Annotated in this window: 22 protein-coding genes; 10 read left to right on the plus strand and 12 right to left on the minus strand. The window is 38.3% G+C overall.

The genetic code is table 11. The features are described 5' to 3' along the window. Nucleotides 1-88 precede the first annotated feature (88 nt). Nucleotides 89-445, plus strand: a complete 357-nt coding sequence (locus GM418_RS04505; RefSeq protein WP_217447706.1) for a hypothetical protein — start codon at nucleotides 89-91, stop codon at nucleotides 443-445. A 62-nt stretch (nucleotides 446-507) separates the two neighbouring features. Here GM418_RS04505 and GM418_RS04510 read toward each other — a convergent pair whose 3' ends face one another. Both GM418_RS04510 and GM418_RS04515 read right to left on the minus strand, forming a co-directional pair. After that, a complete protein-coding gene (locus tag GM418_RS04510) occupies nucleotides 508-2,460 on the minus strand; it encodes an aconitate hydratase (protein WP_158863581.1) in 1,953 nt (650 codons plus the stop codon). A gap of 4 nt (nucleotides 2,461-2,464) precedes the next feature. Beyond that, nucleotides 2,465-3,832: an NAD(P)/FAD-dependent oxidoreductase gene (locus GM418_RS04515; protein WP_158863583.1), complete on the minus strand. Its 1,368-nt coding sequence runs from the start codon at nucleotides 3,830-3,832 to the stop codon at nucleotides 2,465-2,467. 368 nt (nucleotides 3,833-4,200) lie between these two features. On the opposite strand from GM418_RS04515, the gene aceE reads away from it, so the two are divergent. From aceE to GM418_RS04545, 6 genes are all read left to right on the plus strand, one after another. Continuing rightward, nucleotides 4,201-6,870, plus strand: a complete 2,670-nt coding sequence (aceE, locus tag GM418_RS04520) for a pyruvate dehydrogenase (acetyl-transferring), homodimeric type (protein ID WP_158863585.1) — start codon at nucleotides 4,201-4,203, stop codon at nucleotides 6,868-6,870. 51 nt (nucleotides 6,871-6,921) lie between these two features. Next, on the plus strand, nucleotides 6,922-8,232 hold the full coding sequence (locus GM418_RS04525; protein ID WP_158863588.1) for a 2-oxo acid dehydrogenase subunit E2: 1,311 nt from the start codon (nucleotides 6,922-6,924) through the stop codon (nucleotides 8,230-8,232). 12 nt (nucleotides 8,233-8,244) lie between these two features. Further along, the gene (gene lpdA, locus GM418_RS04530; protein WP_158863590.1) at nucleotides 8,245-9,663 is read left to right on the plus strand and encodes a dihydrolipoyl dehydrogenase; all 1,419 of its coding nucleotides are present in this window, start codon (nucleotides 8,245-8,247) and stop codon (nucleotides 9,661-9,663) included. An 11-nt stretch (nucleotides 9,664-9,674) separates the two neighbouring features. Then, the gene (locus tag GM418_RS04535; RefSeq protein WP_158863592.1) at nucleotides 9,675-10,535 is read left to right on the plus strand and encodes a hypothetical protein; all 861 of its coding nucleotides are present in this window, start codon (nucleotides 9,675-9,677) and stop codon (nucleotides 10,533-10,535) included. A gap of 198 nt (nucleotides 10,536-10,733) precedes the next feature. Further along, nucleotides 10,734-11,483 carry a PRC-barrel domain-containing protein gene (locus GM418_RS04540; protein WP_158863594.1) on the plus strand — a complete coding sequence of 250 codons (750 nt, stop codon included), beginning with the start codon at nucleotides 10,734-10,736 and terminating at the stop codon, nucleotides 11,481-11,483. A gap of 49 nt (nucleotides 11,484-11,532) precedes the next feature. Then, nucleotides 11,533-12,141 carry a superoxide dismutase family protein gene (locus GM418_RS04545; RefSeq protein WP_217447707.1) on the plus strand — a complete coding sequence of 203 codons (609 nt, stop codon included), beginning with the start codon at nucleotides 11,533-11,535 and terminating at the stop codon, nucleotides 12,139-12,141. A 70-nt stretch (nucleotides 12,142-12,211) separates the two neighbouring features. On the opposite strand, the gene GM418_RS04550 is transcribed toward GM418_RS04545, so the two are convergent. Next, the gene (locus GM418_RS04550) at nucleotides 12,212-12,919 is read right to left on the minus strand and encodes an SDR family NAD(P)-dependent oxidoreductase (RefSeq protein ID WP_158863596.1); all 708 of its coding nucleotides are present in this window, start codon (nucleotides 12,917-12,919) and stop codon (nucleotides 12,212-12,214) included. A gap of 38 nt (nucleotides 12,920-12,957) precedes the next feature. Then, nucleotides 12,958-13,482 carry an HdeD family acid-resistance protein gene (locus tag GM418_RS04555; RefSeq protein ID WP_158863598.1) on the minus strand — a complete coding sequence of 175 codons (525 nt, stop codon included), beginning with the start codon at nucleotides 13,480-13,482 and terminating at the stop codon, nucleotides 12,958-12,960. 672 nt (nucleotides 13,483-14,154) lie between these two features. On the opposite strand from GM418_RS04555, the gene GM418_RS04560 reads away from it, so the two are divergent. Together GM418_RS04560 and GM418_RS04565 are read left to right on the plus strand one after the other, a co-directional pair. After that, nucleotides 14,155-14,550, plus strand: coding sequence for a hypothetical protein (locus GM418_RS04560; RefSeq protein ID WP_158863600.1), 396 nt, complete (start codon nucleotides 14,155-14,157; stop codon nucleotides 14,548-14,550). Between the two features lie 53 nt (nucleotides 14,551-14,603). Then, entirely contained in the window at nucleotides 14,604-15,305 is a 702-nt protein-coding gene (locus GM418_RS04565) for an energy transducer TonB (protein WP_158863602.1), read from the plus strand. 80 nt (nucleotides 15,306-15,385) lie between these two features. Here the strand turns inward: GM418_RS04565 and GM418_RS04570 are convergent, their stop codons facing one another. Together GM418_RS04570 and GM418_RS04575 are read right to left on the minus strand one after the other, a co-directional pair. Continuing rightward, entirely contained in the window at nucleotides 15,386-16,801 is a 1,416-nt protein-coding gene (locus GM418_RS04570; RefSeq protein ID WP_158863604.1) for an NAD-dependent succinate-semialdehyde dehydrogenase, read from the minus strand. A gap of 201 nt (nucleotides 16,802-17,002) precedes the next feature. Further along, nucleotides 17,003-17,896, minus strand: coding sequence for a diacylglycerol/lipid kinase family protein (locus GM418_RS04575; RefSeq protein WP_158863606.1), 894 nt, complete (start codon nucleotides 17,894-17,896; stop codon nucleotides 17,003-17,005). A 67-nt stretch (nucleotides 17,897-17,963) separates the two neighbouring features. Here GM418_RS04575 and GM418_RS04580 point away from each other — a divergent pair, with 67 nt between their 5' ends. Continuing rightward, the gene (locus tag GM418_RS04580) at nucleotides 17,964-19,070 is read left to right on the plus strand and encodes an App1 family protein phosphatidate phosphatase (protein ID WP_158863608.1); all 1,107 of its coding nucleotides are present in this window, start codon (nucleotides 17,964-17,966) and stop codon (nucleotides 19,068-19,070) included. A gap of 83 nt (nucleotides 19,071-19,153) precedes the next feature. Here GM418_RS04580 and GM418_RS04585 read toward each other — a convergent pair whose 3' ends face one another. The 6 genes from GM418_RS04585 to GM418_RS04610 all read right to left on the minus strand — a co-directional run bounded on the left by GM418_RS04585 (nucleotide 19,154) and on the right by GM418_RS04610 (nucleotide 24,845). Further along, nucleotides 19,154-19,510 carry a SpoIIAA family protein gene (locus GM418_RS04585; RefSeq protein WP_158863610.1) on the minus strand — a complete coding sequence of 119 codons (357 nt, stop codon included), beginning with the start codon at nucleotides 19,508-19,510 and terminating at the stop codon, nucleotides 19,154-19,156. A gap of 30 nt (nucleotides 19,511-19,540) precedes the next feature. Further along, nucleotides 19,541-19,969 (minus strand): OsmC family protein, encoded by a 429-nt coding sequence (locus tag GM418_RS04590; RefSeq protein WP_158863612.1) that lies wholly within the window; start codon nucleotides 19,967-19,969, stop codon nucleotides 19,541-19,543. Nucleotides 19,970-20,017: 48 nt separating this feature from the next. Next, nucleotides 20,018-20,407, minus strand: coding sequence for a DUF302 domain-containing protein (locus tag GM418_RS04595; RefSeq protein WP_158863614.1), 390 nt, complete (start codon nucleotides 20,405-20,407; stop codon nucleotides 20,018-20,020). Between the two features lie 33 nt (nucleotides 20,408-20,440). Next, nucleotides 20,441-22,537 carry a copper-translocating P-type ATPase gene (locus GM418_RS04600; protein WP_158863616.1) on the minus strand — a complete coding sequence of 699 codons (2,097 nt, stop codon included), beginning with the start codon at nucleotides 22,535-22,537 and terminating at the stop codon, nucleotides 20,441-20,443. 318 nt (nucleotides 22,538-22,855) lie between these two features. Then, nucleotides 22,856-24,208: a sigma-54-dependent transcriptional regulator gene (locus GM418_RS04605; RefSeq protein ID WP_158863618.1), complete on the minus strand. Its 1,353-nt coding sequence runs from the start codon at nucleotides 24,206-24,208 to the stop codon at nucleotides 22,856-22,858. Between the two features lie 448 nt (nucleotides 24,209-24,656). Further along, a complete protein-coding gene (locus tag GM418_RS04610) occupies nucleotides 24,657-24,845 on the minus strand; it encodes a hypothetical protein (protein WP_158863620.1) in 189 nt (62 codons plus the stop codon). Between the last annotated feature and the right edge of the window lie 7 nt (nucleotides 24,846-24,852).

Consider the following 24,852-nt stretch of genomic DNA (forward strand, 5'->3'; position numbering starts at 1 on the left):
GGCGTTTTCTCATAAAAAAGACATGTGCTCCGAAATTTGGCATATTATTGGAACATTTACTTATGTTATTAAAAAAAGAGGAGAAGTTATGGAAACACATGAAAAATTTAAAACAGAAATAAATCAAAAATTAAGTGAAGCAAACGCAAAAATTGTGGATTTAAGAAGGCGTTCAAAAGAAAAAGGAAATACAGACGTAAAAAAGGATTTGTCAGTTATTTTACGACATCTGGAATCAGTACGCAACAACATCATGCTACAATATGAAAAAATCGACAAAACACAAAAGAAACAGGACGAGTTTCCCGAGTTGAAAAAAAACATTTACAGAAGTTTCGACTCATTTGAAGAGGCATTCTCACAGGCTGGTTCTTTGGTAAAACCGAGCAAATTCAGAACACGGGAGCGTTCAGTTGACTTTAATAATCCATTTGGAAACAGATAATATTCCTGATTCAGAGAGTCAAAAAGGGAAGCAAAATCCGGGAAACGGCATGCTTCCCTTTTTTATTTTTTTCTTTTTCTCAAAAAATTGATTAATCCTCCAGCTAGTAACAGATTCTTTTGCTGCGGCGTTAATTTACAAACGACCGGAAATTCCGCCCCTGAAATTTTGTTTACAACAAGGGCTGGTTTGCTCTCACGAATTGCTTCCCACACAAACTGAAATTCGAGGATATCACCCGGATTTATTTTATCATAATCTTCAGGGTTTTCAAAAACAAACGGAACAATTCCATAATTCACCAAATTTTGAAAGCCAATCCGGGCGTAACTTTTTGCGATAACTGCTTTCTGTCCCAAATAGCGAGGTGCAATTGCTGCATGCTCACGGCTGGAACCCTGTGCGTAATTTTCTCCTGCCACAACCACATGCCCGCCATCCGATTCTTTCATCTTCAAAGCTTTATCAAAAAATCCCTGATCGATTACATAGTATGCGTATTTACTAATGGCTTCAATATTACTTCGTAACGGTAGAACTTCTGCCCCCGCTTTTAAAATTTCATCAGTAGAAATATTATCTTCCATTTTTAAAGCTACCGGCACTTTAAACGAATCTTCCACAGCTTCAAAATCGGGTAGTGACTTTATGTTTGGCCCTTTTTTCAGTTCTGTGCTTTCATTCTTTTGTGCAGGAGGAACCAACATAAATGTATTCTTAGAAGCGTTTTCCGGCTCTTCATATTTGGGATATTTCATATACTTCCCGTATTTTTTGGGATTTGTTATTTTCCCGAACAATGCAGAAACCGCCGCTGTTTCCGGACTACACAAAAACACCTGATCGTCGGCAGTACCTGAACGGCCGGGAAAGTTACGCGGCATAGTGCGCAGGCTAATGGTATTGGAAGCAGGCGCCTGCCCCATTCCGATACATCCCATACAACCGGTTTGATGAAAACGTGCTCCGGCCTGCATCAAAACGTTTATCGCGCCCATTTTACTGAGATCTTCAATTTTTTGCCGGGAGGAAGGATTGATATCCAGTGAAACTTCCGGGGGTATATCTTTTCCTTTTACGATTTCACTTACCATCCAAAAATCACGCAAGCCCGGGTTGGCAGAAGATCCAACAACCACCTGCGAAATCGGCTCACCATCCACTTCATACACCGGCACTACTTTACCGGGGCTGCTGGGTTTAGCGATCAATGGCACCAAATCAGGAAGATGGATGTGGTCAGTTTTATCATATTCAGCTCCTTCATCGGCAGTAATCCCCTGCCAGTCGTTTCCGCGATCTTCCTGTTTGAGCATTACCCAGGTCATATCATCCGACGGAAAAACGCTGGTTGTTGCCCCCAATTCTGCTCCCATGTTGGCAATCACGTGTCTGTCCCATGCCGAAAGTGTTTTTACCCCTTCTCCAAAATATTCAATAATGTACCCCACTCCACCTTTTACATCATAGCGTCGTAACATCTCCAGAACAATGTCTTTGGCGCTCACCCAGTCGGGCAATTCTCCTGTAAGTTCCACACCAAATATCTTAGGCATGGTAATGTAAAAGGGTTCACCTGCAGCTGCGGTAGCCACGTCGAGTCCGCCGGCACCAATGGCCAGCATTCCCATACTTCCTGCAGAACAGGTGTGACTGTCGGAGCCAATCATTGATTTCCCCGGTTTTCCAAAACGCTCCATATGAACCACATGACTAATGCCATTTCCCGGCCGGCTAAACCAGTATCCAAACTTTTTTGCTGCCGACTGTAAAAACAGATGATCGTCGGCATTCTTAAAATCTGTTTGTAAAAGATTATGGTCTACATACTGAACCGCAACTTCTGCGGAAACCCTTTTGATGCCGATTTTTTCCAGCTCCAGCATAATCAAGGTTCCTGTTGCATCCTGTTGTAAAATGTGATCTATTTTTAACCCTATTTCTTCACCCGGAACCATTTCTCCGCTTAGCAGATGAGACTGAATGAGTTTTTGTGCGACGTTTAATTTTTTCATCTTTTTATCCTTTTGCTTCGTTCATTTCCAATTCCATTTTCTCGCTGATCTGATCCTTTTCCTTTGGAGAGGGTCTTAAAATCAAACGGATTCCGCGGTCGTAGGTAAAATAATTCCAAATCCAGTTGGCAAAAACCACTGCCTTATTTCTAAAACCAACCAAAAATAAAAGGTGAACAACCATCCACAGCAACCACCCGGCAAAACCAAAGACTTTGATATTTCCGGGCAAATCGGCAATGGCTTTATTTTTTCCAACCGTAGCCATCACTCCTTTATTCTTGTATCTAAATTTTTTGGGAGAATGATTTTTCGCCATCCGTTTCAGGTTTCTTGCCATATGTTTTCCCTGTTGAATAGCAACCTGTGCAAGTCCGGGAAGACCCACTTCGTAGATGTCTGTCGTCATAAAAGAAACATCGCCAATGGCAAAAATCCGTTTAAAAACATCATCTGTTGATTTTCCTTTCTGAACCTGATGAAATTCATTTACAACAAGTTTTCCTTTTTTGATACTTCCGTTTTCAAAACCTTCCGGTACATTTCCTTTTACTCCGGCGGCCCAAATAAGCGTTTTTGTCAGAATTTTATTTCCGTTATTTAATGTTGCTGTTTGTCCGTCGTATTCTTCAATCATAGTGTTCAAAACGACCTGAACTCCCATCTTCTTCAAATACATGTGAGCTTTTTCTCCGGCTTTCTCCGACATGGCTGGAAGCACGCAATCCATGCCTTCAACCAAATAAATTTTAACTTTCCGAATGTCCAATTCCGGATAGTCTTTGCGCAATGCATGATATTTTAATTCGGCCAGAGCACCACAAACTTCAACGCCTGTAGGTCCGGCGCCAACCACTACAAAATTGATGGGCGCACTGTTCTTTAGTCCTCGTCTTGAAACTTCCAATCGTTCAAACTGCTGAAAAATATGGCTTCGCAAATCAAGTGCATGGGTCACCTGTTTTAAGGGGAATGAATTTTCTGCAATACTTTTATTCCCAAAAAAGTTCATTTTAGCACCGGTTGCAATCACCAGGTAATCATATTTCAAACTCCCGGCGTTGGTTTCAACTTCATTTTTTGAAGGAATTACCCGTTCAACCGTCACCATCCGAAAATAAACATCATTTTCCGGATCCATGATTTTTCTCAAAGGCCCAGCTACCGAATCGGGTTCCAACCCAGCAGTAGCTACCTGATATAAAAGCGGTTGAAAGGTGTGGTAGTTGTACCTGTCAAGTAAAACCACCTGGAAATCTTTTTTTGAGATACTCCGCAATAAATGAGCCCCGCCAAAACCTCCTCCAACAATTATCAAGCGTGGTTTATCCGACTCGGGGATATTTAAAGTAAATTCTGAATGATGCTGCATAATATTTAACCTTTCCCCTTGTACAGAAAATAATATTCCACTTTTAGTGTAATCTGTAACTATTAGTTCCCGGAAAGATCATCCTACGCTATCATCGGCATTTAGGGCGCTTGGTTATAATCTTATCAATTATCTTTTGAAAAGAGCTTTTGCAAATCTGTAGAAATAAGTCTCATCTTATCCAAACATTTCCACAGGAAAACAATTACCATAATTCCCGGGAACCCGACTTAAACCAAAGCATTTCAACCAGTAAACCACCACTGCTTTTTTTTTGAAAAGTAAAGTTTTCTGTTGGAACGACTGTTGTCTCGCTTAAACTGAAAACCGACGGGAGAAAATTTTGCAGAAACAAAAAAGAAAAAAATATGGCAGTGGATACAAATGAAAAAAATAAAGTTACAGCGTTTGAAAACAGGGAGTGGCTGGATTCCATTGATTACATCATCAAAAACAGTGACCCGGAACGTGTGGAGGAAATTTTTGAATTATTACGAAACAGAATCAGTGAAAATGGAATATCGTTAAACCACCAATTCAACACGCCCTATATAAATACAATTCCCCAAAAAAAAGAGTCAAAATATCCGGGAAACCGCGAGTTGGAGCGGAAAATTAAAAGTATTATTCGCTGGAATGCCATGGCAATGGTTGTTCAGGCCAACAGAAAAAAGGACGGGATTGGAGGCCATATTTCAACCTATGCTTCAGCTGCTACGCTTTACGAAGTTGGATTTAACCATTTTTTCAGGGGAGGTGATGACGACAAACCAGCCGATATTGTTTATTTTCAGGGACACGCCTCTCCGGGAATTTACGCCCGTTCGTTTCTGGAAGGAAGAATTTCAGAAAAGATGCTGGAAAATTTTCGGCGTGAATTAAACCCCGACGGAGGATTACCTTCTTACCCACACCCGCGATTAATGCAGGACTACTGGCAGTTTCCAACTGTTTCAATGGGGCTGGCACCAATTATGGCCATTTACCAGGCCCGGTTCAATAAGTATTTACAGGACAAAGGTTTGCTCAAGGCTCCAAATCAAAAAGTGTGGGCATTTTTGGGCGATGGTGAAATGGATGAGCCCGAATCGATGGGGGCGCTTACACTGGCTTCACGTGAAGAACTGGACAATCTGATTTTTGTAATCAACTGCAATCTGCAACGACTTGACGGCCCGGTGCGCGGAAACGGATCTGTTATCCAGGAACTGGAAGCAGCTTTTAAAGGAGCCGGCTGGAATGTAATAAAAGTAGCCCAAGGTGAAAACTGGGATGCTTTGCTTGAGAAAGACAAAAACGGCGCGCTTAAAAAACGCTTAGGCGAATTGGTTGACGGAGAAAGACAGAAATTCTCCATTTCAGGGGGGGATTATATTCGAAAAGAATTCTTTGGAAAAAGTGAGGAATTAAAAGCATTGGTAAAAAACATGAGTGACGAGGATTTGGAAAAACTTCGCCGAGGCGGCCATGATCCTCAAAAAGTATTTAATGCTTACAAAAAAGCGGTGAATACAAAAAATAAACCCACTGTAATTCTGGCACAAACCATAAAGGGCTACGGTTTAGGCGAAGCCGGTGAAGGAAGAAACATTACGCATCAGCAAAAAAAATTAAACGAAGAAGAGCTGATGCATTTTCGCGACAGATTTAACATTCCAATTTCAGATGAAGATGTAGCAAAAGCTCCGTTTTACAGACCCGACGAAAAAAGCGAAGAGATAAAATATTTAATCAAAAGACGAAAGGAATTACAAGGATTCCTTCCCAAAAGAAACCGGGGGAAAGCAAAATTTGAAATGCCGGAATCTAAGGTTTTTGAAGAACTTTTCAGAAGTTCAGGGAAACGCGAATTAGCTACAACTCAGGCTGCTGTTCAGCTGCTTTCAAAACTTTTAAAAGATAAAAATATTGGAAAACTGGTTGTTCCAATCGTTCCCGATGAATCGAGAACATTTGGAATGGACGCGCTGTTTCGGCAATCGGGGATTTACGCCCATAAAGGCCAGTTGTACGAACCGGTTGACAGGGAAAGTTTGCTGTATTACAAAGAGGCCAAAAACGGCGCAATTCTGGAAGAAGGAATCACCGAAGCTGGCTCCATGTCGTCGTTTATTGCTGCGGGCACAGCTTATTCAACGCATCAGATCAATTGCATTCCCTTTTATGTTTTCTACTCCATGTTTGGATTTCAGCGGGTTGGTGATTTTATGTGGGCTGCTGCTGATGCGCGGGCAAAAGGATTTTTGCTGGGAGGAACTGCCGGACGGTCTACGCTCGCAGGAGAAGGCCTTCAGCATCAGGACGGACACAGTCACCTGCTTGCCTTAACCATTCCCACAGTACGAGCCTACGACCCGGCATTTGCCTTTGAGCTGGCTGTAATTATTCGTGATGGGATAAAAAGAATGTATGACAACGGAGAAGAAATTTTCTACTACATCACAGTAATGAATGAAAAATATAAAATGCCGCCAATGCCCGCACGAAAAGAGATTGAAACGGGAATTATAAACGGGATGTACAAATACCGCAGCAGCCAGAAAAACAAACACAATATTCATTTGCTGGGAAGCGGCTCCATTCTGAACGAAGCATTAAAAGCCGCCGACATGCTCAAAAAAGAATACGATATTTTCCCGGAAGTGTGGAGTGTCACCAGTTATAAAATGTTGTATGACGATGCCGTGGAAACAGAACGGGTAAACCGCTTTAATGAAGAAAAACGGAAAAGTTATATCGAGGAATGTGTAGGCACCGACCAGGGAACCTTTATTGCAGCAAGCGATTATGTGAAAGCACTTCCACTTTCGGTTTCCAGGTGGTTTCCCGGAAAATTTACAGCACTTGGAACCGATGGATTTGGCCTTAGTGAGCACCGCGATGAATTAAGAGAACACTTTGAAATCAATGCGAATCATATTGTTTGGGAGACTTTGTTGAATCTGTATTATCAGAAAAAAATCAATAAAACGGTTTTAAATCAGGCAAAAGAAAAACTGAACATCAACAGCGATAAAAAGTCGCCTGCAAACATCTGATAAAAAATCAATGAACCTATCACGTATTTGTTTTATAAAACTTTAAAAGAAATGAAAAAAGAAATTAGAATTCCCGATATAGCAGAAAATGTTGAAACCGGATTAATTGCCGGAATATTGGTTTCAGCAGGCGATAAAGTTTCGAAAGACCAAGCCCTGGTCGAAATAGAAACCGACAAAGCAACCACCGATATTCCTTCGCCTTTTGATGGCGTTGTTGACGAAATAAAAGTGGAAGAAGGTGATGAAGTAAAAGTAGACCAGGTTATTATGATTATTGAAACCGAAGGAGAAGCGAAAGGCGACACAGAAAGCGACGACAAAAACAAAGAAAAAAACGCTGGCTCGGAAGACGAAAAAGAGGAAAAGACAAAAGAAAAAGCTGAGGATGATGGCGAAGAGGCCGGAAGTAAAGATGGCGAAGAAAGAAAAAAAGAAAGTGATACAACTGAAAAAGATGAAAAAGAAACAAAGGATTTAAGTGATATTCCTGCATCACCATCAGTTCGAAGGCTGGCGCGTGAATTGGATGTAGATTTGACTCAGGTTGAGGGCAGTGGACCGGGGAAAAGAATTACTGCAGAAGATGTAAAAAGTTTTAGCAAAAGACCGGAGAAAACAGAAGAACAAAAAAAATCTGCTCATCTACCCGATTTTTCGCAGTGGGGACCGACATCCAAAAAATCAATGACAACCATTCGAAAAATTACCGCAAAAAATGTTTCAAAAGCATGGCAAACGATTCCGCATGTAACTCAATTTGATGAGGCCGACATTACCGGACTTGAAGATTTCAGAAAAAATTATGCAGGAAAAGTGGAAAAAGCCGGTGGAAAGCTTACCGTTACAGCTATCTTATTAAAAATCTTGGGATTCGCGCTTCAAAAATTCCCTCGTTTTAACTCCAGCCTTGATATTGAAAACGATCAAATTATAAACAAACATTATTACAATGTGGGAATTGCCGCAGATACGCCACAGGGTTTGCTGGTTCCGGTGGTTCGCGATGTGAATTCAAAATCGCTTACAGAGCTCTCGACAGAACTAAGCGAACTGGCACAAAAAGCCCGGGACAAGAAACTTTCCACAGAGGAAATGCAGGGAGGCAATTTTACAATTTCGAATCTTGGTGGTATTGGCGGAACTGCATTCACACCTATTGTTTTGCCGCCTCAGGTGGCCATTCTGGGTGTATCAAGAGCAAAATACAAACCGGTTTATAAAGACGATGAGTTGAAAAAACGCTTAATCATCCCGTTGTCGCTTTCATACGACCACCGAGTGATTGATGGTGCTGACGGCGCCCGTTTCCTGCGTTGGATTTGTGATGTGATTGAAGACCCTTATGCCATTTTGCAATAAAAAGAACAAATTATGAGTACATCAGAAAAATATAAATTGGTAATTATAGGTGCAGGCCCGGGGGGCTACCGAGCCGCTTTTATGGCGGCTGATCTGGGACTTGATGTTACCTTGATTGATCCGGAACTCAACCCGGGAGGCGTTTGTCTGTACCGGGGATGTATTCCAACCAAAGCCCTGCTTCATCTGGCGAGAATAAAAGCCGATGCCGAACATGCAGGCGACCTTGGAATTCATTTTGATAAAGTAAGAGTGAATACAGAGGAAGTTGGAAAATGGAAAACCGGCGTGGTGAAAAAACTTACCGGTGGTTTGGGCCAGCTGGTAAAAGCACGAAAAATAAATTATGTCCGCGGGAAGGCAACATTTTTGGATTCGGAAACCATTCAGATCGAAACAAACGAAGGCGATAAAAAAGAGAGAACATTCGAAAATGCAATCGTTGCAACTGGAGCCAACCCCATCGAACTGCCGGGAATTGATATGAGCAACCCGAAAATAATGCATTCGGCACAATCGCTCGAATTAAAAGACATTCCCAATAAAATGTTGGTTGTTGGCGGAGGTTACATTGGGTTGGAAATGGCGGCAATTTATAAATCGCTGGGAACGGAAATAACAGTCGTAGAACTAACTGACGATTTAATGCCGGGAATGGATAAAGATTTGGTCCATGAATTCAAAAAGGTCAATAAAAATACCTTTAAAGAAATTCTTCCGGAGACAAAACTAAAAACCCTCAGGGAAAAAGGTGAAGCAATTGAAGCCGACTTTGAAGACGCCAAAAAAAAGAAGTTCAGCAAAACATACGATAAAGTTCTCGTTTCGGTGGGGCAAAATCCGAACACCCAAAATATAGGTCTGGAAAATACTTCAGTAGAAACCGACCAAAAAGGCTTTATAAAAGTAAATGCGCAAATGCAAAGCACGCAAAAAAATATATACGCTATTGGCGATGTTGCCGGGCCGCCACTATTGGCGCATAAAGCAAGCTACGAAGGAAAAGTAGCCGCAGAAGTAATTGCGGAGAAAAAATCGGCAAACGATGCTAAAGCAATCCCGGCTGTAATATATACCGAACCCGAAATTGCAGTTTGCGGACTCAGCGAAAAAGAGGCAAAAGAAAAAGGAATCAGTTACAAAGTAGTAAAATTCCCGTGGCCCGCGTCGGGTAGGGCAATTGCCATGAACGAAAAATCGGGATTTACAAAACTTTTAGTAAACCCCGACAACGAACGAATTTTAGGAGCGGGAATCGTGGGCAGAAATGCAGGAGATATGATTGCCGAGATAGCACTTGCCATTGAAATGGCAGCTACTGCAGAAGATGTGGCATTAACCATTCACCCCCACCCTACACTTTCGGAAACCATTATGGAAGCCGCCGAAATGTTCTACGGGCATCCGGCGCACACATTCATAAAAAAATAAAATTTATCATTATGAAAACAATTATTATTAGCGACATAAAAAGTAAAAAAGATTCAATAATAAAATTCGGATTACATCTTGCAAAACATTTGGAAACAGAAGTTGATGTTCTTCACCCAATCGACTCGCGGGTACATCAGGGTGAATACAGTGCGGTTTCCGATTCACAATCGGTTACACCCGGAAATACTCTTTCGCACGGAGAAATCATTTTCAGAGAAAAAGAGAGTGTAAAAAAAGATCTGGATAAATTACTCAGTGGCGAAGCATCGAGGCTAAATTATCCGCTGAAAATAAATGTAGCTGTTGAAGAAGAAAGTATTGATGATGCAATAAAAAACAGTTCAAATGACAGTGAAGACAAGATTTTTGTTATCAGCGCTGAACCCGATGGAAATATTTTTCATTCAAAAAATGAGATACGAAGTACTGTAAAAAACAATAATGCGATTTGCTTACTGGTTCCACCAGGGACTTCATTCTCTTCGCTTCATAAAATTTTAATTCCGGTTGATTTCCACACCAGCCATGTAAATACATTTACCGGGCTTCACCCCTTTTTCAAAAAGATAAATCCGTATTTGATTGCTGTAGATGTTTCAGAAAACAGCGATTATGCGGAAAAGGAGCTTAAAAGTCAAACCTGGATGGAGTTGGTAAAAGAAATTATACCCGCTTCAAAAATAAGTGCCAGTACACTGGAAGGAAAAAATTACGCTGATTCCATTGCCAGCTATTGTAACCGAAATAGCCCAGACTTGTTACTGCTTTCGCTTCAAAAACAAAATCCGGTAAAACAATTGTTTAGTAAAAATGACCTGGATAAACTAGCCGATAAGGTAAATGTCCCTGTTTTAATTCACTATTATTAACAATTGTGGAATTTCTGACAGAGATGAGGAAATGTTACACAAAACATTTATAATTCTCCATATTTCTAAAAGGAAAGTATAGCTTCCAAACGCACCATAAAGGCTAACAAACGAGGTATTAACCACAAGTTATTAGGATACTCTCCCGAAGGTCTGGCACATTTTTGTCATAATTTATATAATAAAAAAGGAGAAATTATGAAACGTAGTATTAGAGAATTATTAGGATATACAATTCAAGCCATTGATGGCGAAAAAGGAAAAGTGAATGACTTCTTATTTGATGACGAAACATGGATTATCAGGTATCTTGAAGGTGACTTGGGTAGTTTCTTTTCTGAAAAGAGAGTATTAATTCCACGTGAACATTTAAGTGAGCCTAACTGGGGAAATGAGCACTTCCCTATAAAATTGACTGTAAAAAAGATAGAGAATTCTCCTGATTTAGAGTTTGATCTACCAGTCTCAAGAACTTACGAAAAAGACCTCACCGATCACTATGAACTTACACCATACTGGCCCGCATATCCCATGGGAGCAGAAGGTGTAGCTTCGATGATATATCCGCAGGGTCCGTTGAGAACGCCCAAAAGCATGGAGAATGAAGATAAAATTGAAACCCATTTAAGAAGTTTTAATGAAATCAGGGGATATTTTATTAATGCCATAGACGACCGTTTTGGTCATATTTATGATTTAATAATTGATGATGACTTGTGGCAGATTATGTATGTAGTAGTTGATACAAAAAATTTCGTACCCTGGAGTAAAAGAGTCCTCCTCCCTATTGAAGTGATTGAGGAGATAAGCTATAAAAAACAGGAAGCTATTGTTAATCTGCCCAAAGACACCATAAAAGACGCTCCTGAGTATGATCCTGCCCTGGCTGTAAATTCGGAATATGAAAAAGTATTATACGATTTTTATGGCAGAAAAGTAACCCATTAAGCGGGAAACATTAATAAAAAGTAATTGTTACACTATAAAATTCAGAATTATGAAAAAAATTAGTTTATCGTTCAGTTGGTTGCTGGCAGTATTGTTTTTATTGTCAGCCCAGTCATGTACAACAAATACGAGAAGCGGGCAAGATAATGAAAGTGAAGAACAGCCAATGTTACAAGACGAGAAGCAAGCTGAACCACAAGTTATAAAAGCAGTTTGTGTTTTACATCCAACCGAAGGTAACGATGTAAAAGGCATAGTAACATTTACCGAAAGCAGTACGGGTGTTGTAACAGTTATTGCCGACCTGGAAGGTTTAACTCCCGGGAAGCACGGATTTCATATTCACCAATATGGCGACTGCACAAAACCCGACGGAACATCGGCTGGTGGACATTTTAATCCTGAACATAAGGATCATGGTGGCCCAACTGATATGGACAGGCATGTGGGCGACCTCGGAAATATTGAAGCTGGAGAAGACGGAACAGCTCATATTGAACTGACCGATACAATGTTAAAACTAAATGGTGCAAGTTCAATTATAGGTAGAGGAATTATTGTGCATGCCGGAGAAGATGATTTAACTTCTCAGCCAACAGGGGCTGCCGGAGCTAGAGTTGCCTGCGGTGTAATTGGAATTGCAGATCCAAACAGTTAATTATTCATTAGAACAAATTATACTACTCTAATCATTTTTAAAAAAGAGAGGTTTAAAACCTCTCTTTTTTTTATATCGTTCTAATATCGATAAATGAACCTGATTCATAATCTTTTAACCTCTCAATATTTTTTGAAATATTTTCAGCTGCTTTTTCGGGCCCCGGCATTTGTTCTGTTCCTTTTGCTTTTTTGAGGCGTTGCACTACCGGATAATTTTCGTTTTCTGGTAGATCATAAATATAATCCTGCATTTTGGAATCAATTAACCCGGGAGCAAGTGCGCAAAAATGAATTTCAGGGAACTCTTTTGCATACAAACTTATGAGCATATTCAGTGTTGCTTTTGATAGTGAATACGCATTCCAACCACGCGCCCCACTAACAGAAGCACCAGAAGAAATAGCTATAATTTGCTGAATTTTTCCAATCTCATCGGTTAAAATATCGATTAGCATTTTATTTGCCCATACATTTACATTCATCACTTTCTGAATCTCATCTATACTGGTTTCCTTTACATCCTTAATCTCACTTAGAATTCCCGCATTCAAAATAACGAGATCCAGGTGATGGACATTTTTCAAAAATACAGAGACCTGTTGACTGAGATTTACAAAATCTGATATATCCTGTTTCAGAAACTGAAAATTACTAAAAGAATCCAGCTCAGGATTTGAATTCCGGCCTATTCCCAAAACCGTATCTCCGTTCTCCAAATAATGTTTTGCCAATCCAAATCCTAATCCTGAACTAATTCCTGTAATTAAAACATTCATAACAATTTATTTTGTTGAATTAAATAATTGAAAGTAAACTAATTTAACTTAAATCTGGATGCATTAATAATTGAAAACAATCCGTAGATTAATGCATAAATACCAATCATAACAGTTATCATCCGGGTACTTTCAAAAGGATTGAAAATAATTATCCCTCCGGTTATAACTGACAAAATGCCCACCAACAACATTATGGTTTTTGAAAAACTGGCATTCCTGTTTCTGAAAAAGGAAACGATGAGGATTACACCAATTATTAGTGCCCAGATGCCCATAATTGCTACAAAAAAAGTGGCTACTACCTCGGGTCTTGAAAGAATTAAAATTCCCAGTAACAATCCTATGATTCCTTCCGGCAGTAAAAAATACCATGTTGGGTTATGCTTTTTTAGCCGGATAGCTCCTGCTACCAGGGATATACCACCAACCAGGATTGTTAATGCAAAATACACTCCAAGTGCTGCCAGGGTTATTCCCGGAAGAAATATTGCTACCAACCCAAAAATGATTGCCAGAACTCCATTTAGGCTTTTTAAATTTCGTTGTATAAAATTTCTCATAATCAATTTACTTATTCATTAAAAAACATTACGAAGAAATAATTGTTCCAAACATTTTCCACTGATTCGTATTTATTTATTTTTACCGAATGAGTTTACATTCACATCTTTTGAAGATAATTCCTCAACATTTTGCAACGTTGCCACATATCACTTTAAGAACATAACTAATATCTATTTGTAGCGGCAAACAAATCGTTCGATTCCCATTTTAGTTTGAAAATAACGAAAATAAAACTAAACATATCCAGAATTACTATTGGATTAGAAATATGCACTGCAATGCGAAATAATTCAACAGTATCTCACCGAAATTCAACATACCTTTCAATGACGCCAGTTTGTTTACAAAAAATCTGTTTAAAAGAGTATTTCTTCTTAAATAGAACTAAAATCTTTTTATGAAATAATGTGCTCCCCGTTTTAAGGAAAACAATACTTCCCCTAATCAGACAACCATACAAATACCTGTAATTCAAAAATTTACAAATAAAACCTCGTTTCTTTTTATTAAAAAAATAACAATTTTCATTTTAAAAACCAGAACAATTCAAAACAGAAAAATAAATTTAGGACAAAACAGTATTTTACTCAACATATCTATTTAAATATCAAAACTATGGCATAGTATTTTCAATAATTAAAGTAGAAATAATTAAAAAGTATAATTGAATGAACGGGTTAATTTTGGGTATCATTTATTTGGTTTCAATAACGTTTCTGATAACGTTCTTCTTTACCTATTTATTAAAAAGAAGAGGCCCATGGAGAAGTTTCTGGCCATTTTTCACTATAGTACTTCTTTCGGTTTTTGTAGCCGACACATGGGTTGGTCCGGTAGGCCCGATATTTTTCAACCATATTTATTGGGGACCTCCGCTGACTGTAGGATTGCTGATTGCACTTCTACTGGCAGCAACGACGCCCAGCCCAAAGACAAAAAGTGAATTGGAGCTACAGAAAAAAGAAATAACAGAAAACAAAAAAACAACCATTACACTTGGAACCTTTTTTTGGTTCCTGTTTGCTGTAATGCTGATGCTCATAATAGCCGGTTCTGTTTTTTAATAGTGAATAGTTAATAACCATAAAAATTTGAAAAAGTTATGAGACAATTAAAAATGAAAAAAACGATTACAAGTTTATTTGCAGTTGTATTTGCAATGTTCTTCGTCTTTGGAGCTTCGGCGCAAAAACACATGCACCACAAAAACAATTACATGATAAGTGATTTAGAAAGAATGGAAGACGAAAACATGGATTATTTAAACCAGATTTACAAAATCGTAAAAGACTATCCTGCCTTTTCCTACACCTACAGCTTAGAAGATGGTAAAGTTAAAAACGTGGTAGTGGAAGGGGTTAATAATAATCTGGACAGAAAAAGACTTGAAATAGTACTATTTGACCTGAAAACCAATAAAAACAGGATGAAAAACAAAGCCAACCGAATGGGTGTTTTTTATTCAGTTGACGAACAAGCTGAATATGAAGACGGTTGGGAATCATTAAAAACAGATATTTTAAGTAACCTGAATTACGCTGATGAAGCAAAAAACTGGGGTGTTGAAGGAACCGTTTTTGTAAAATTTGTTGTTGATGAAAATGGAGAAATTCCTTTTATTTCCACAAGTACAAACATGGAATCGCCAATAGACATGCATGTTGATAAACTTGAACAAGCAGCAGCAGAAGCTATTAAAGCAACATCAGGAGACTGGGAACCGAGTGAAGTTGAGAATGAAGAAGTAGCCTCACTCCTTATTATTCCGGTTACATTTGATGTAAAGAAAAGTCCATTTTTACCTACAATGATATTGTAGTTATAAAAACAAGCAAAAAAACGGATTGAATGAATTTTCAATCCGTTTTTTTTAATTATGATTTGAGAAAAGAAACCCTGCTAACCAGGTGTTCCCATACTAATCGCCGTTCTTTTTTTATCTGTTCTGATATCCTGAAATTTATCGATATAAACTGTTTTTACATTTACAAATTCGCGAATACCATTTAAGGCAAGCTCTCTTCCGTAACCCGATTGTTTAGTCCCCCCAAAAGGTAAGCGAGGATGAGATTTTACCAAAGCATTTACAAATACAGCCCCGTCTTCAAACTCAGGAATTAACTCTTCAGCTTTCTCAAGGTTATTGGTAAACAATGAAACACCCAGACCATAATTTGAAAGATTACTTAAATAAATGGCCTCTTCTGTATCTTGTGCAATAATTATTGGCGCCACCGGACCAAAAACTTCCTCTTCAAAAAGTGGCATACCGGGCTTTACCCCAATTACTAAAGTTGGCGGATACAAGGCTCCTTCGGGCATATCACCGGCAATAACTTTTGCCCCCATTTCAACCGATTTACGAACCTGTTGAGTTACTACTTCCGCTTGTTTTTTACTTGAAAGCGGGCCAATATCGCTCTGCATGTTAAACGGATCGCCAAACGACAATTTGTTTATTGCCTTTCTGAATTTTTCAATAAATTCCTCACTGATATTTTTATGAACAATAAATCGTTTTGCTGCAATGCAACTCTGACCTGCATTTTGCATACGGGCTTTTAACCCAATTTCAACGGCTTTATCAATCTCTGCATCTTCAAGTACGATAAAAGAATTATTTCCTCCCAGCTCAAGAACCGTTTTTTTAATATTTTTCCCTGCCAATTGAGCTACTTCCGCTCCGGCTTGTTCACTCCCGGTTAAAGAAATTGCTTTTACAGCTTTGTGTTCAACAATATCTTTTACTTTCTCTGAACCAATTACTAAATTTTGAAAAACACCCGAAGGGAATCCTGCTTTTTCAAAAATACCCTGGATAGCCCGGGCAGAAATCTGAACATTGGAAGCATGTTTCAATACAATTACATTGCCTGCCATTAATGTTGGCGCAGCAAAACGAAAAACCTGCCAGAAGGGAAAGTTCCAGGGCATTACACCCAGAATTGTCCCCAGTGGTTCAAACTGTACAAAAGCCATATGCGCGTCTGTGGCCACAGCCTCACGATGCAACATCGACTCAGCATTTTCAGCATAATGTTCGCATACCCAGACACATTTCTCTATTTCAGCTGTTGCTTCTGCTTTTGTTTTTCCCATTTCTTTTGTAATGGTTTGCGCAAGTAAACTGTTACTTTCCTTTAATAAATCTGCAACCTTTAACATCAGCTTCTTACGGTATTCAAAAGTGGTTCTTATCCATTCATCAAATGCTTCAACCGAATTTTCCAGGGCCTCATTAATTTCAGTATCTGAAAACGTTTCAAACTCTTGAATCACTTTTCCTGTGTAAGGATTTATACTTTTTAATGTCATTATTTAATACACTTTTAATTAAATATTTCTTTTCAGAGATATAGAATATCCAAAATTATTCCATGAAACTTCTGATGACAAAACACCAAAACAAAAATCAATAAAAAATTGATAATTAATACATTACGCAAAAACACGGAACATTCAGAATTCCGTTAAACAAAAAATGTGTGTAAAAAATCTACAGGTAAAAATATTTATCTACCCCCGAATAACTTGAATTGCATTCGGAATAATCTCCAGTTTCAAGTTTTTAACTTTTCCGATTACTTCACCGTCGATTTGAAAATCCTGAGTTTTATCCAGCGTTATTTTTGCCTTTTCTGACCGATAAACCTTTACATACTCCATACGATGAAGATTACCGGTAAAACCCGCAAAAATAAAATTAAACACAAACCACCACGGATAAGGTTTGATTGTTACAATTTCAAATTTTCCGTCACTAATATTTCCAGCCGGATTTATTTTTACTCCTGTTCCGTAGCTCTGAGCATTTGCAATTACAATCATTTCAGCCTTCAACCTCTTTTTTCTTCCTCCTGTTTCAATGTTATATGAAAAAAAAGACTTGGGTGAAAATAGTTCTTTAAAAAGCTGTTTCCCATAACCGATCATTCCCCTTGTATCCTCTTTTTCAAAACGTTTTACAATTCTTGCATTTATTCCCACATCACTTAAGTGGAAACAATAATATTTGTCATTCACCCGGATAACATCCATCGGCACGCCGCGCCCCTTTATACTTATTTCCAAAGCATCGGAAAAACGCGTTGGAATATCAAGGTTAAAAGCCAGTCCGTTTGCAGATCCCCCCGGAATGATGCCAAGTGCAGCTTTTTTGCCAATCATTTCTACGGCTACCATATTAAATGTTCCATCTCCTCCAAACGCAATAACTTTATCAGGCCGGTAAATATTCAGCAACTCGCGGATATCTTTACTATCGTTTTCTCCCGTTGTTTTGTAAATTTTATACTCAAATCCTTCCGTTTTGGCAAAATCTAAGATTTGTGTTTCATAATCTCCTTTCCGGTTGTTTCCCGACTTGGGATTGATAACAAATAAAATTTTTTGTTTTGATTTCTTTTTCAATGTTCTTTGTTTTATGATGGCTTAAAACTTGTAACATCAATTATACCAAAGAAATTGAGCATAAAACATGAAGTATTTTAAACCTGTTTTTAGAGGAATAAAAAAGCCATTTAAATTCTTAAAAGTATTTTTAAAACAAAAAGCCGGATGGTTAGATGTACCCAAGATTCTTCCCTACAAAGGCTACGGAAATGAAACAGACGTTTTTATAGAAGGTATGGTAATAGAGGATAAAGGATTAACCAAACCAAAAGATAATCAGCAACTTTGGCAAAACATATTGGCAACCTTTAAACGTTTTTCGAGTAACGAAATCCCCGGCGTAAAGGTAAAGGCGGAATTCCTGCATGAAAAACAAATAGCAACTACTGATGAAAAGGGATTCTTTTCCTTTCACTTCTATTTACCTGATAAAAAAAATGAATTACTTACCAAAGAATGGCATACTGTGCACCTCAGCCTACTCGATCAAATTGTGGAAAATCAACCACAAATTTACACAACGGGTGAGGTCAGAATAATTTCCGGAAACCAGTCAAGAATCATTGTTTCGGATATTGATGACACTGTAATGATCTCTCATTCCACCCAAACACTGAGAAAATTGCGGTTGATGCTGTTAAAAAACGCTCTTACCCGTCTGCCATTTCCTGGCGTAGCTCAATTTTACCAATCGCTCACCAATGGAAAAGAAAAACAGGAAAACAATCCCTTTTTTTATGTTTCCAGCAGCGAATGGAATTTGTACGACCTCCTCGAAGATTTTTTCAGTTTTAACAAACTTCCCAAAGGGGTTTTTCTGTTGCGAAAACTAAACAACAGTATCTATAAATTTTGGAAATCAGGAGGAGGAAATCATGACCACAAGTATAAAAAAATAAAGGCGTTGCTAAAATTTTACCCGCAACAAAAATTTATTCTTATTGGCGACAGCGGTCAGCAGGATCCATCCATTTATTCAAAAATTGCATTTGAGTTTCCCGGTCGGATTGAAGCCATTTATATCAGAAGGATCAGGTCGAAAAGTTTTGCCGAAAAACAGGAAAACCTCGACGAAAAGTTACTGGAGGTACAAACGCTTTATACCGAAGTAAAGGACACGATTCAGGCCGCCCGGCACGCTTCAAAAAACGGTTTAATAAATGCGGGGGTACCGTCAGAAATCAAAAACTAAAACATACAAAAAGGGTATTAAAACAAACCAATTTCAAAGCAACTCTTTTGTTTCAAATACCCTTTAATTCGTGCAATTCCGGTTTAATCAATTATCCAGTTCCTGGCTTCAGCAATATCCTCGTGAGAAAAATATTCTACCGTTCCAGAAACAAACGGAGTTGCCAGGTTTGACCACAATTTTTGCCATGCATTTTCGCCGACAACAGCTATTTTATCAATGTCGTCGAAATGCTTTACGTATGTTTTTAGATCTTCCCGGAATGCAGTGGGTGTGATACTTTTTACATTATCCAACTGGACGTAAAATTTTATTTTGCCAAATTTTTCTACCGATTTTTCGATAAGCGGCGTAATTTTGTCGTAATCATTTTTTGTATTGTTGCCATCCACCTTGATGGCAATCAAATCTTTTTGAGTAATATCTAAAACCTGGAACATAAAAATTGATTTTACAGTTCACTAAACTATCTATTCTTTAAGGCTTGCTTCAAGTGTAATTTCAAGAGAAGAAAGCGCCTGTGAAACGGGGCAATTTTCTTTTGCTTTTGCTGCCAGCTCTTTAAAAATATTTTTATCAATATCTGGCACCACCGCCTCCGTTGTCAACTCACTTTTACTTATTTTAAAACCACCGTCCGCTTTCTCAATGGTTACTTTCGCGGTTGTGTCAATCGATTTGGGTTCGTAACCTTCTTCGGTAAGCAAGCCTGAAAATGCCATAGAAAAACAACCGGCATGTGCTGCCGCTATCAGTTCTTCAGGATTTGTACCTTTCCCATCTTCAAATCTTGATGAAAAATTATACGCAACCTCTTTTCCTGACTCATTAAGTTTTACTGTTCCAATGCCTTTTTTTAAATTTCCTTGCCAATTGGCATGAGCTTTATTTGTTTTCATATCTGTATAATTTAAATTAAACTTTCTTATTTATTTCGGGGATAAAATTTATAATGCGGCAATTGCTTTTTCAAGCTTTAGATTCACCAATCTTGCAAAACTTTTAAGGTCATCGTTTTGAACTGCCTGCATCGATGCAATTGGACTGATTGCTGCTACTTCAGTCTTGTCCGGGGACATTTCTTTTACGATGACGTTGCAAGGTAACATCGTGCCAATCTTGTCTTCCATTTCCAATGCATCGTAGGCAAGAGCAGGGTTGCAGGCCCCCAGAATCCTGTATTTATTATAATTTTCAACTCCCAACTTTTCCTTGAACTTTTCGTCAATGTTGATTTCGGTCAGAATACCAAAACCTTCTTTTTTTAATTCATTTTTTGCAGAAGAAACCGCTGTCTCAAAATCTGCATTCAACACCTTTTCTATATAATATTTCATAAGAATATTTTTAAGTGAAAATAACTTTGCTTTTTAAGCTGTTCTCATTTTCTTCTTTAACAGCTGTGCATTAATAGCAACAATTACAGTACTAAAACTCATTAAAACGGCGCCCAAAGCCGGGCTAATCATTATTCCCGCACTGATTAAAACACCTGCAGCCAAAGGAATAGCCACTATGTTATACCCGCTTGCCCAAATGAAATTCTGGATCATCTTTTTGTAAGTCTCCTGTCCAAAAACAATCAACGATGCGATGTCCCCGGGATTACTGTTTACAAGAATAATATCTGCTGTTTCGGCGGCAACATCGGTTCCTGATCCAACGGCAATACCAACATCAGCAGAGGCAAGAGCCGGAGCATCATTAATACCGTCACCTGTCATACATATAAATTCTCCATTTTTCTGTAATTCCTTAATTTTCTCCAATTTTTGGTCGGGCAAAAGTTCTGCGTAAAAATCATCGAGTCCAAGTTTCTCACTTACGCTTTTGGCTACCTTTTTATTGTCACCGGTCATCATTACCAGTTTTAAACCATTGTCTTTTAATGTTTCCACAGCTTCAAACGCCTCATCTCTTATTTCGTCAGCAAGAGCAATAAATCCTAGCGGGTTTTCATTTTTCAAAATAAAAACCACTGTTTCCTGTGCGTCGTTAAAATCTCCTTCCGGAATTTTTATATTATTTTCTTTTAAATATCCGGGGCTTACCACTTTTACCTTTTCTCCTGCAACTTCCCCTTTAATACCCTTACCTGAAATACTTTCGAAGTTTTCAGCTTTATCCCAGTTCAGCTTTTCTTCTCTGGCTTTTCTTAAGATTCCTTCTGCCAGCGGATGTTCCGATTGCGATTCGAGTGACGCCGCCAACTTTATAACTTCTTTGTCTTCTGTCTTTTTTGAAAAATTGCCAAACCTCGTAACTCCAAAATTTCCCTTTGTTAATGTTCCCGTTTTATCAAAGACCACCACTGAAATTTTTCTTGCATTTTCAAAAGCCGTCCGGTTTCTGATTAACAAGCCTCGCTTTGCCGAAACAGAAGTAGAAATAGCAACTACAAGTGGTACTGCCAAACCCAAAGCATGTGGACAAGTTATTACCATTACACTGGCCATTCTTTCCAGTGCGAAAACAAATGGTTTTCCAATAAGGAGCCAGGTAGTTAATGTTCCAAAACCAATAACAAGCGCGGCAATGGTTAACCAAAATGCAACTTTATCAGCCAGATATTGAGACTTTGACTTTTTATTCTGTGCCTCCCTCACCATTTTAATTACTTTATTTAAATACGCATCCTCTCCTACTCCTTTTACTTTTACTTTTACAGAGCTTTTTCCGTTGATAGTTCCACCAATAACTTTATCGCCTCTATTTTTCTTTACAGGTTTTGATTCGCCCGTTACCATCGATTCATTGATATTACTTTCACCTTCTTCAATGATACCATCCACCGGAATCTTTTCCCCCGGGCGTACCAAAACCAAATCTCCCGATTTCAACCTGCTCACTTTTATATCTTCTGAATCGCCATTTTTTAAAAGGTGAGCCTCAGAAGGCATCAACTCAACCAGGCTCTTCAATGCTCCCGAAGCGTTTACTACCGATTTCATCTCGATCCAATGACCCACCAACATGATATCAATTAATGATGCAAGCTCCCAGAAAAAAGAATCGCCTTCAACACCAAAAGTTGTTGCGGTACTGTATCCAAATGCTACGGAAATGGCTATTGCAATCAACGTCATCATTCCAGGCTGTCTTTTTTTGAATTCTTCTGCCAGTCCGGTAATAAATGGCCAGCCACCGTAGAAATAGATAAACGCTGACAGTATAAAAAGCAGGTATTTTGAAAAACCAAATTCGAAATTGTAGTTCAACAGGTTTTGAATAAACGGAGACAGGACAAGAATGGGAAGTGTTAGGCCCAACGAAATCCAAAACCGTTTTCTAAAATCTTTTATCATTTGCAGGTGATGTTCTGTGTGGTCGTGGTGCTTGTGTCCGTGATTTTTATGAGATTCATGCTCATGATGCTGTGAAGTATTGTTGTCGTGCTGTTTATGCTCACCACTTCGCTTTTTAGTTGAGTAATCTGGCTCACTATTTTGATGATTATGATTGTGCATCCTTTTTATAAAATTATGCCTGAATAATTGTATTGAGTCCGTCAGGCAGTTGTTTACGTGTTTTCCCGGGTTTTAACTAAATATTATTTAGAAATTCATCCTCATTAATACTACTGTTGCTCAAATCTTCCGGGTTTAAGAAGATGAAAATCCTGTGCCGTTTTTTTCCTGCATTTAGAAAAACGGCTGATAATGGTGAATAGAGAGCTTTATAAAATTGTTTGGCTGACAATTGATGTTGAATGTTTCCACAAATGAGAATTTAATCCACATTCAAACCGACAAAAAACAAATAAAATGGTTTCGTTCTATAAAAAACTAAATCTCAATATCATACTGATTTATTTTATTATACAATGTTTTCCGGTCGATATTAAGGATTTTAGCAGCTTTTGATTTGTTATAATTTGATTCAATCAACGCATTGGTTATCACCTCTTTTTCAGTTATAAGTGTGGCTTCTTTTAACTCTTTCACATCGCGGTGACCACTAAAATTGTTTTGCCTCCCTCCCGTTTGAAGATTATTAAACCTGATCTCATCGGGTAAGACATCAGCCTGAATAACATCGCTTTTTGACAGCAACACTGCCCTGTTTACGACATTTTGAAGCTCGCGAATGTTACCGTGCCAGTTGTATTTAAACATCAGCTTTTTTGCGTCCTCGTCGATTCCTTCTACCGATTTTTCGAAAGCTCTGTTTGCCTGCTCAATAAAAAAAGAAGCAAATTCCAACATATCTTCACCGCGTTCGCGCAAGGGTGGAAGATGTATTTTAAATCCGTTCAATCGATGATACAAATCCTCTCTGAATTCATTGGTCTCAACCAGTTTTAACAAATCATCATTTGATGCGGTAATCACTCTCACATCAACTTTAATTACCTTGTTGTCACCTACTTTATTTATAAATCTTTCCTGTAAAGCACGCAGTAACTTAACCTGATTCTCATAGGAAAGATTCCCAACCTCATCAAGAAAAAGTGTACCACCTTTTGCCTGCTCAAAATAACCAACTTTGTTATTAATCGCTCCGGTAAATGCTCCTTTTATATGTCCGAAAAGTTCACTGTTTGCAAGGTCTTTTGGAATAGCTCCGCAATCAACCGCCACAAAAGGCTTTTTACTGCGCTTGCTTGCATAATGAATTGCTTTGGCAACATATTCTTTTCCTGAGCCCGTCTCACCTTCAATCAAAACAGTCAGGTCGGTTGGAGCAACAACTTTTACATGTTGCATTACTCCCTGAATGGCTTTGCTCTTTCCGGTAATAAATTTCTCTCTGAATGAATTGGAGGTTTCTCTTTCATCTGTAGATTCCAGAGCCTTGTTTATAATCCGCAAAAGCTCTTCCGGCTGAACCGGCTTCGTTATATAATCATAAGCTCCCGATTTTATTAACTTTACAGCCATACGCACCTCGGCATAAGCTGTCATAATAATAACCGGAAGTAGTGGCTTTTTTGATTTTAGTTCCTGTAAAATTTTAAACCCGTCGGTGGCGGGAAGACGATAGTCACATAAAACAATATCAAAATTATTTTTTTCAATCAGCTTGATACCGTTTCTTCCCGTATAAGTACCCTTTGCCTCAAAATTATTTTGTTTAAGGTGGTTTACTATTAAGTCGCACATAAATGTATCATCGTCTATTACAAGTACTTTTTTCATATTTATCGGTATTTATCCAAATAGCTATAGAAATTTACGGATTTATCAAAAAAATAAGCATATGTTATCTAACAAAAATTTAATACCCCAACTTTCACTGCTCCAACATCGCACAGTTACAGAAATAAAAACGTCATTATTCGTCAATATGTTTAGCAAAAAAATGCTTCAGGAAATTCACGTATCCGTTTAATTTGACTAAAACTATCTAACAATCAGACAGGCAATCATTTTGTGAAGTGGAAAATAAACAGGTTGGGATTAGCGTTCAGCGGGTTGTCTCATCATTCTTGCTTCTTGTTTGAAACCTTACAATTTATATCTCCTGACAGGCGATTCCAAACGAACAAATGCATATACGTGCATTTTTTACTTTGACTCTTTGAATGTTTAAAAGTCAAATATTTAACAATAATCCAACAGACTCCTTTTTATTACAAAACAGAGATCAAACGGTTTGCCAACGGGTAGTTGACTGGTAGTTTTTCAGATACTCTTCAACCTCCGTTTCATTCTCTACCGTTGTGCTTTTTAGCACCTCTTCACACTCATGATAAAAGTCAGTTTTTTCTTTATTAGAGAAAATTTTCTTTAATAGGCAGTTTACAACTTTAATAATTTTAATTTCTCTTTTCATGATTTCC

It is taken from the genome of Maribellus comscasis (genome assembly GCF_009762775.1).
Classification (GTDB): domain Bacteria; phylum Bacteroidota; class Bacteroidia; order Bacteroidales; family Prolixibacteraceae; genus Draconibacterium; species Draconibacterium comscasis.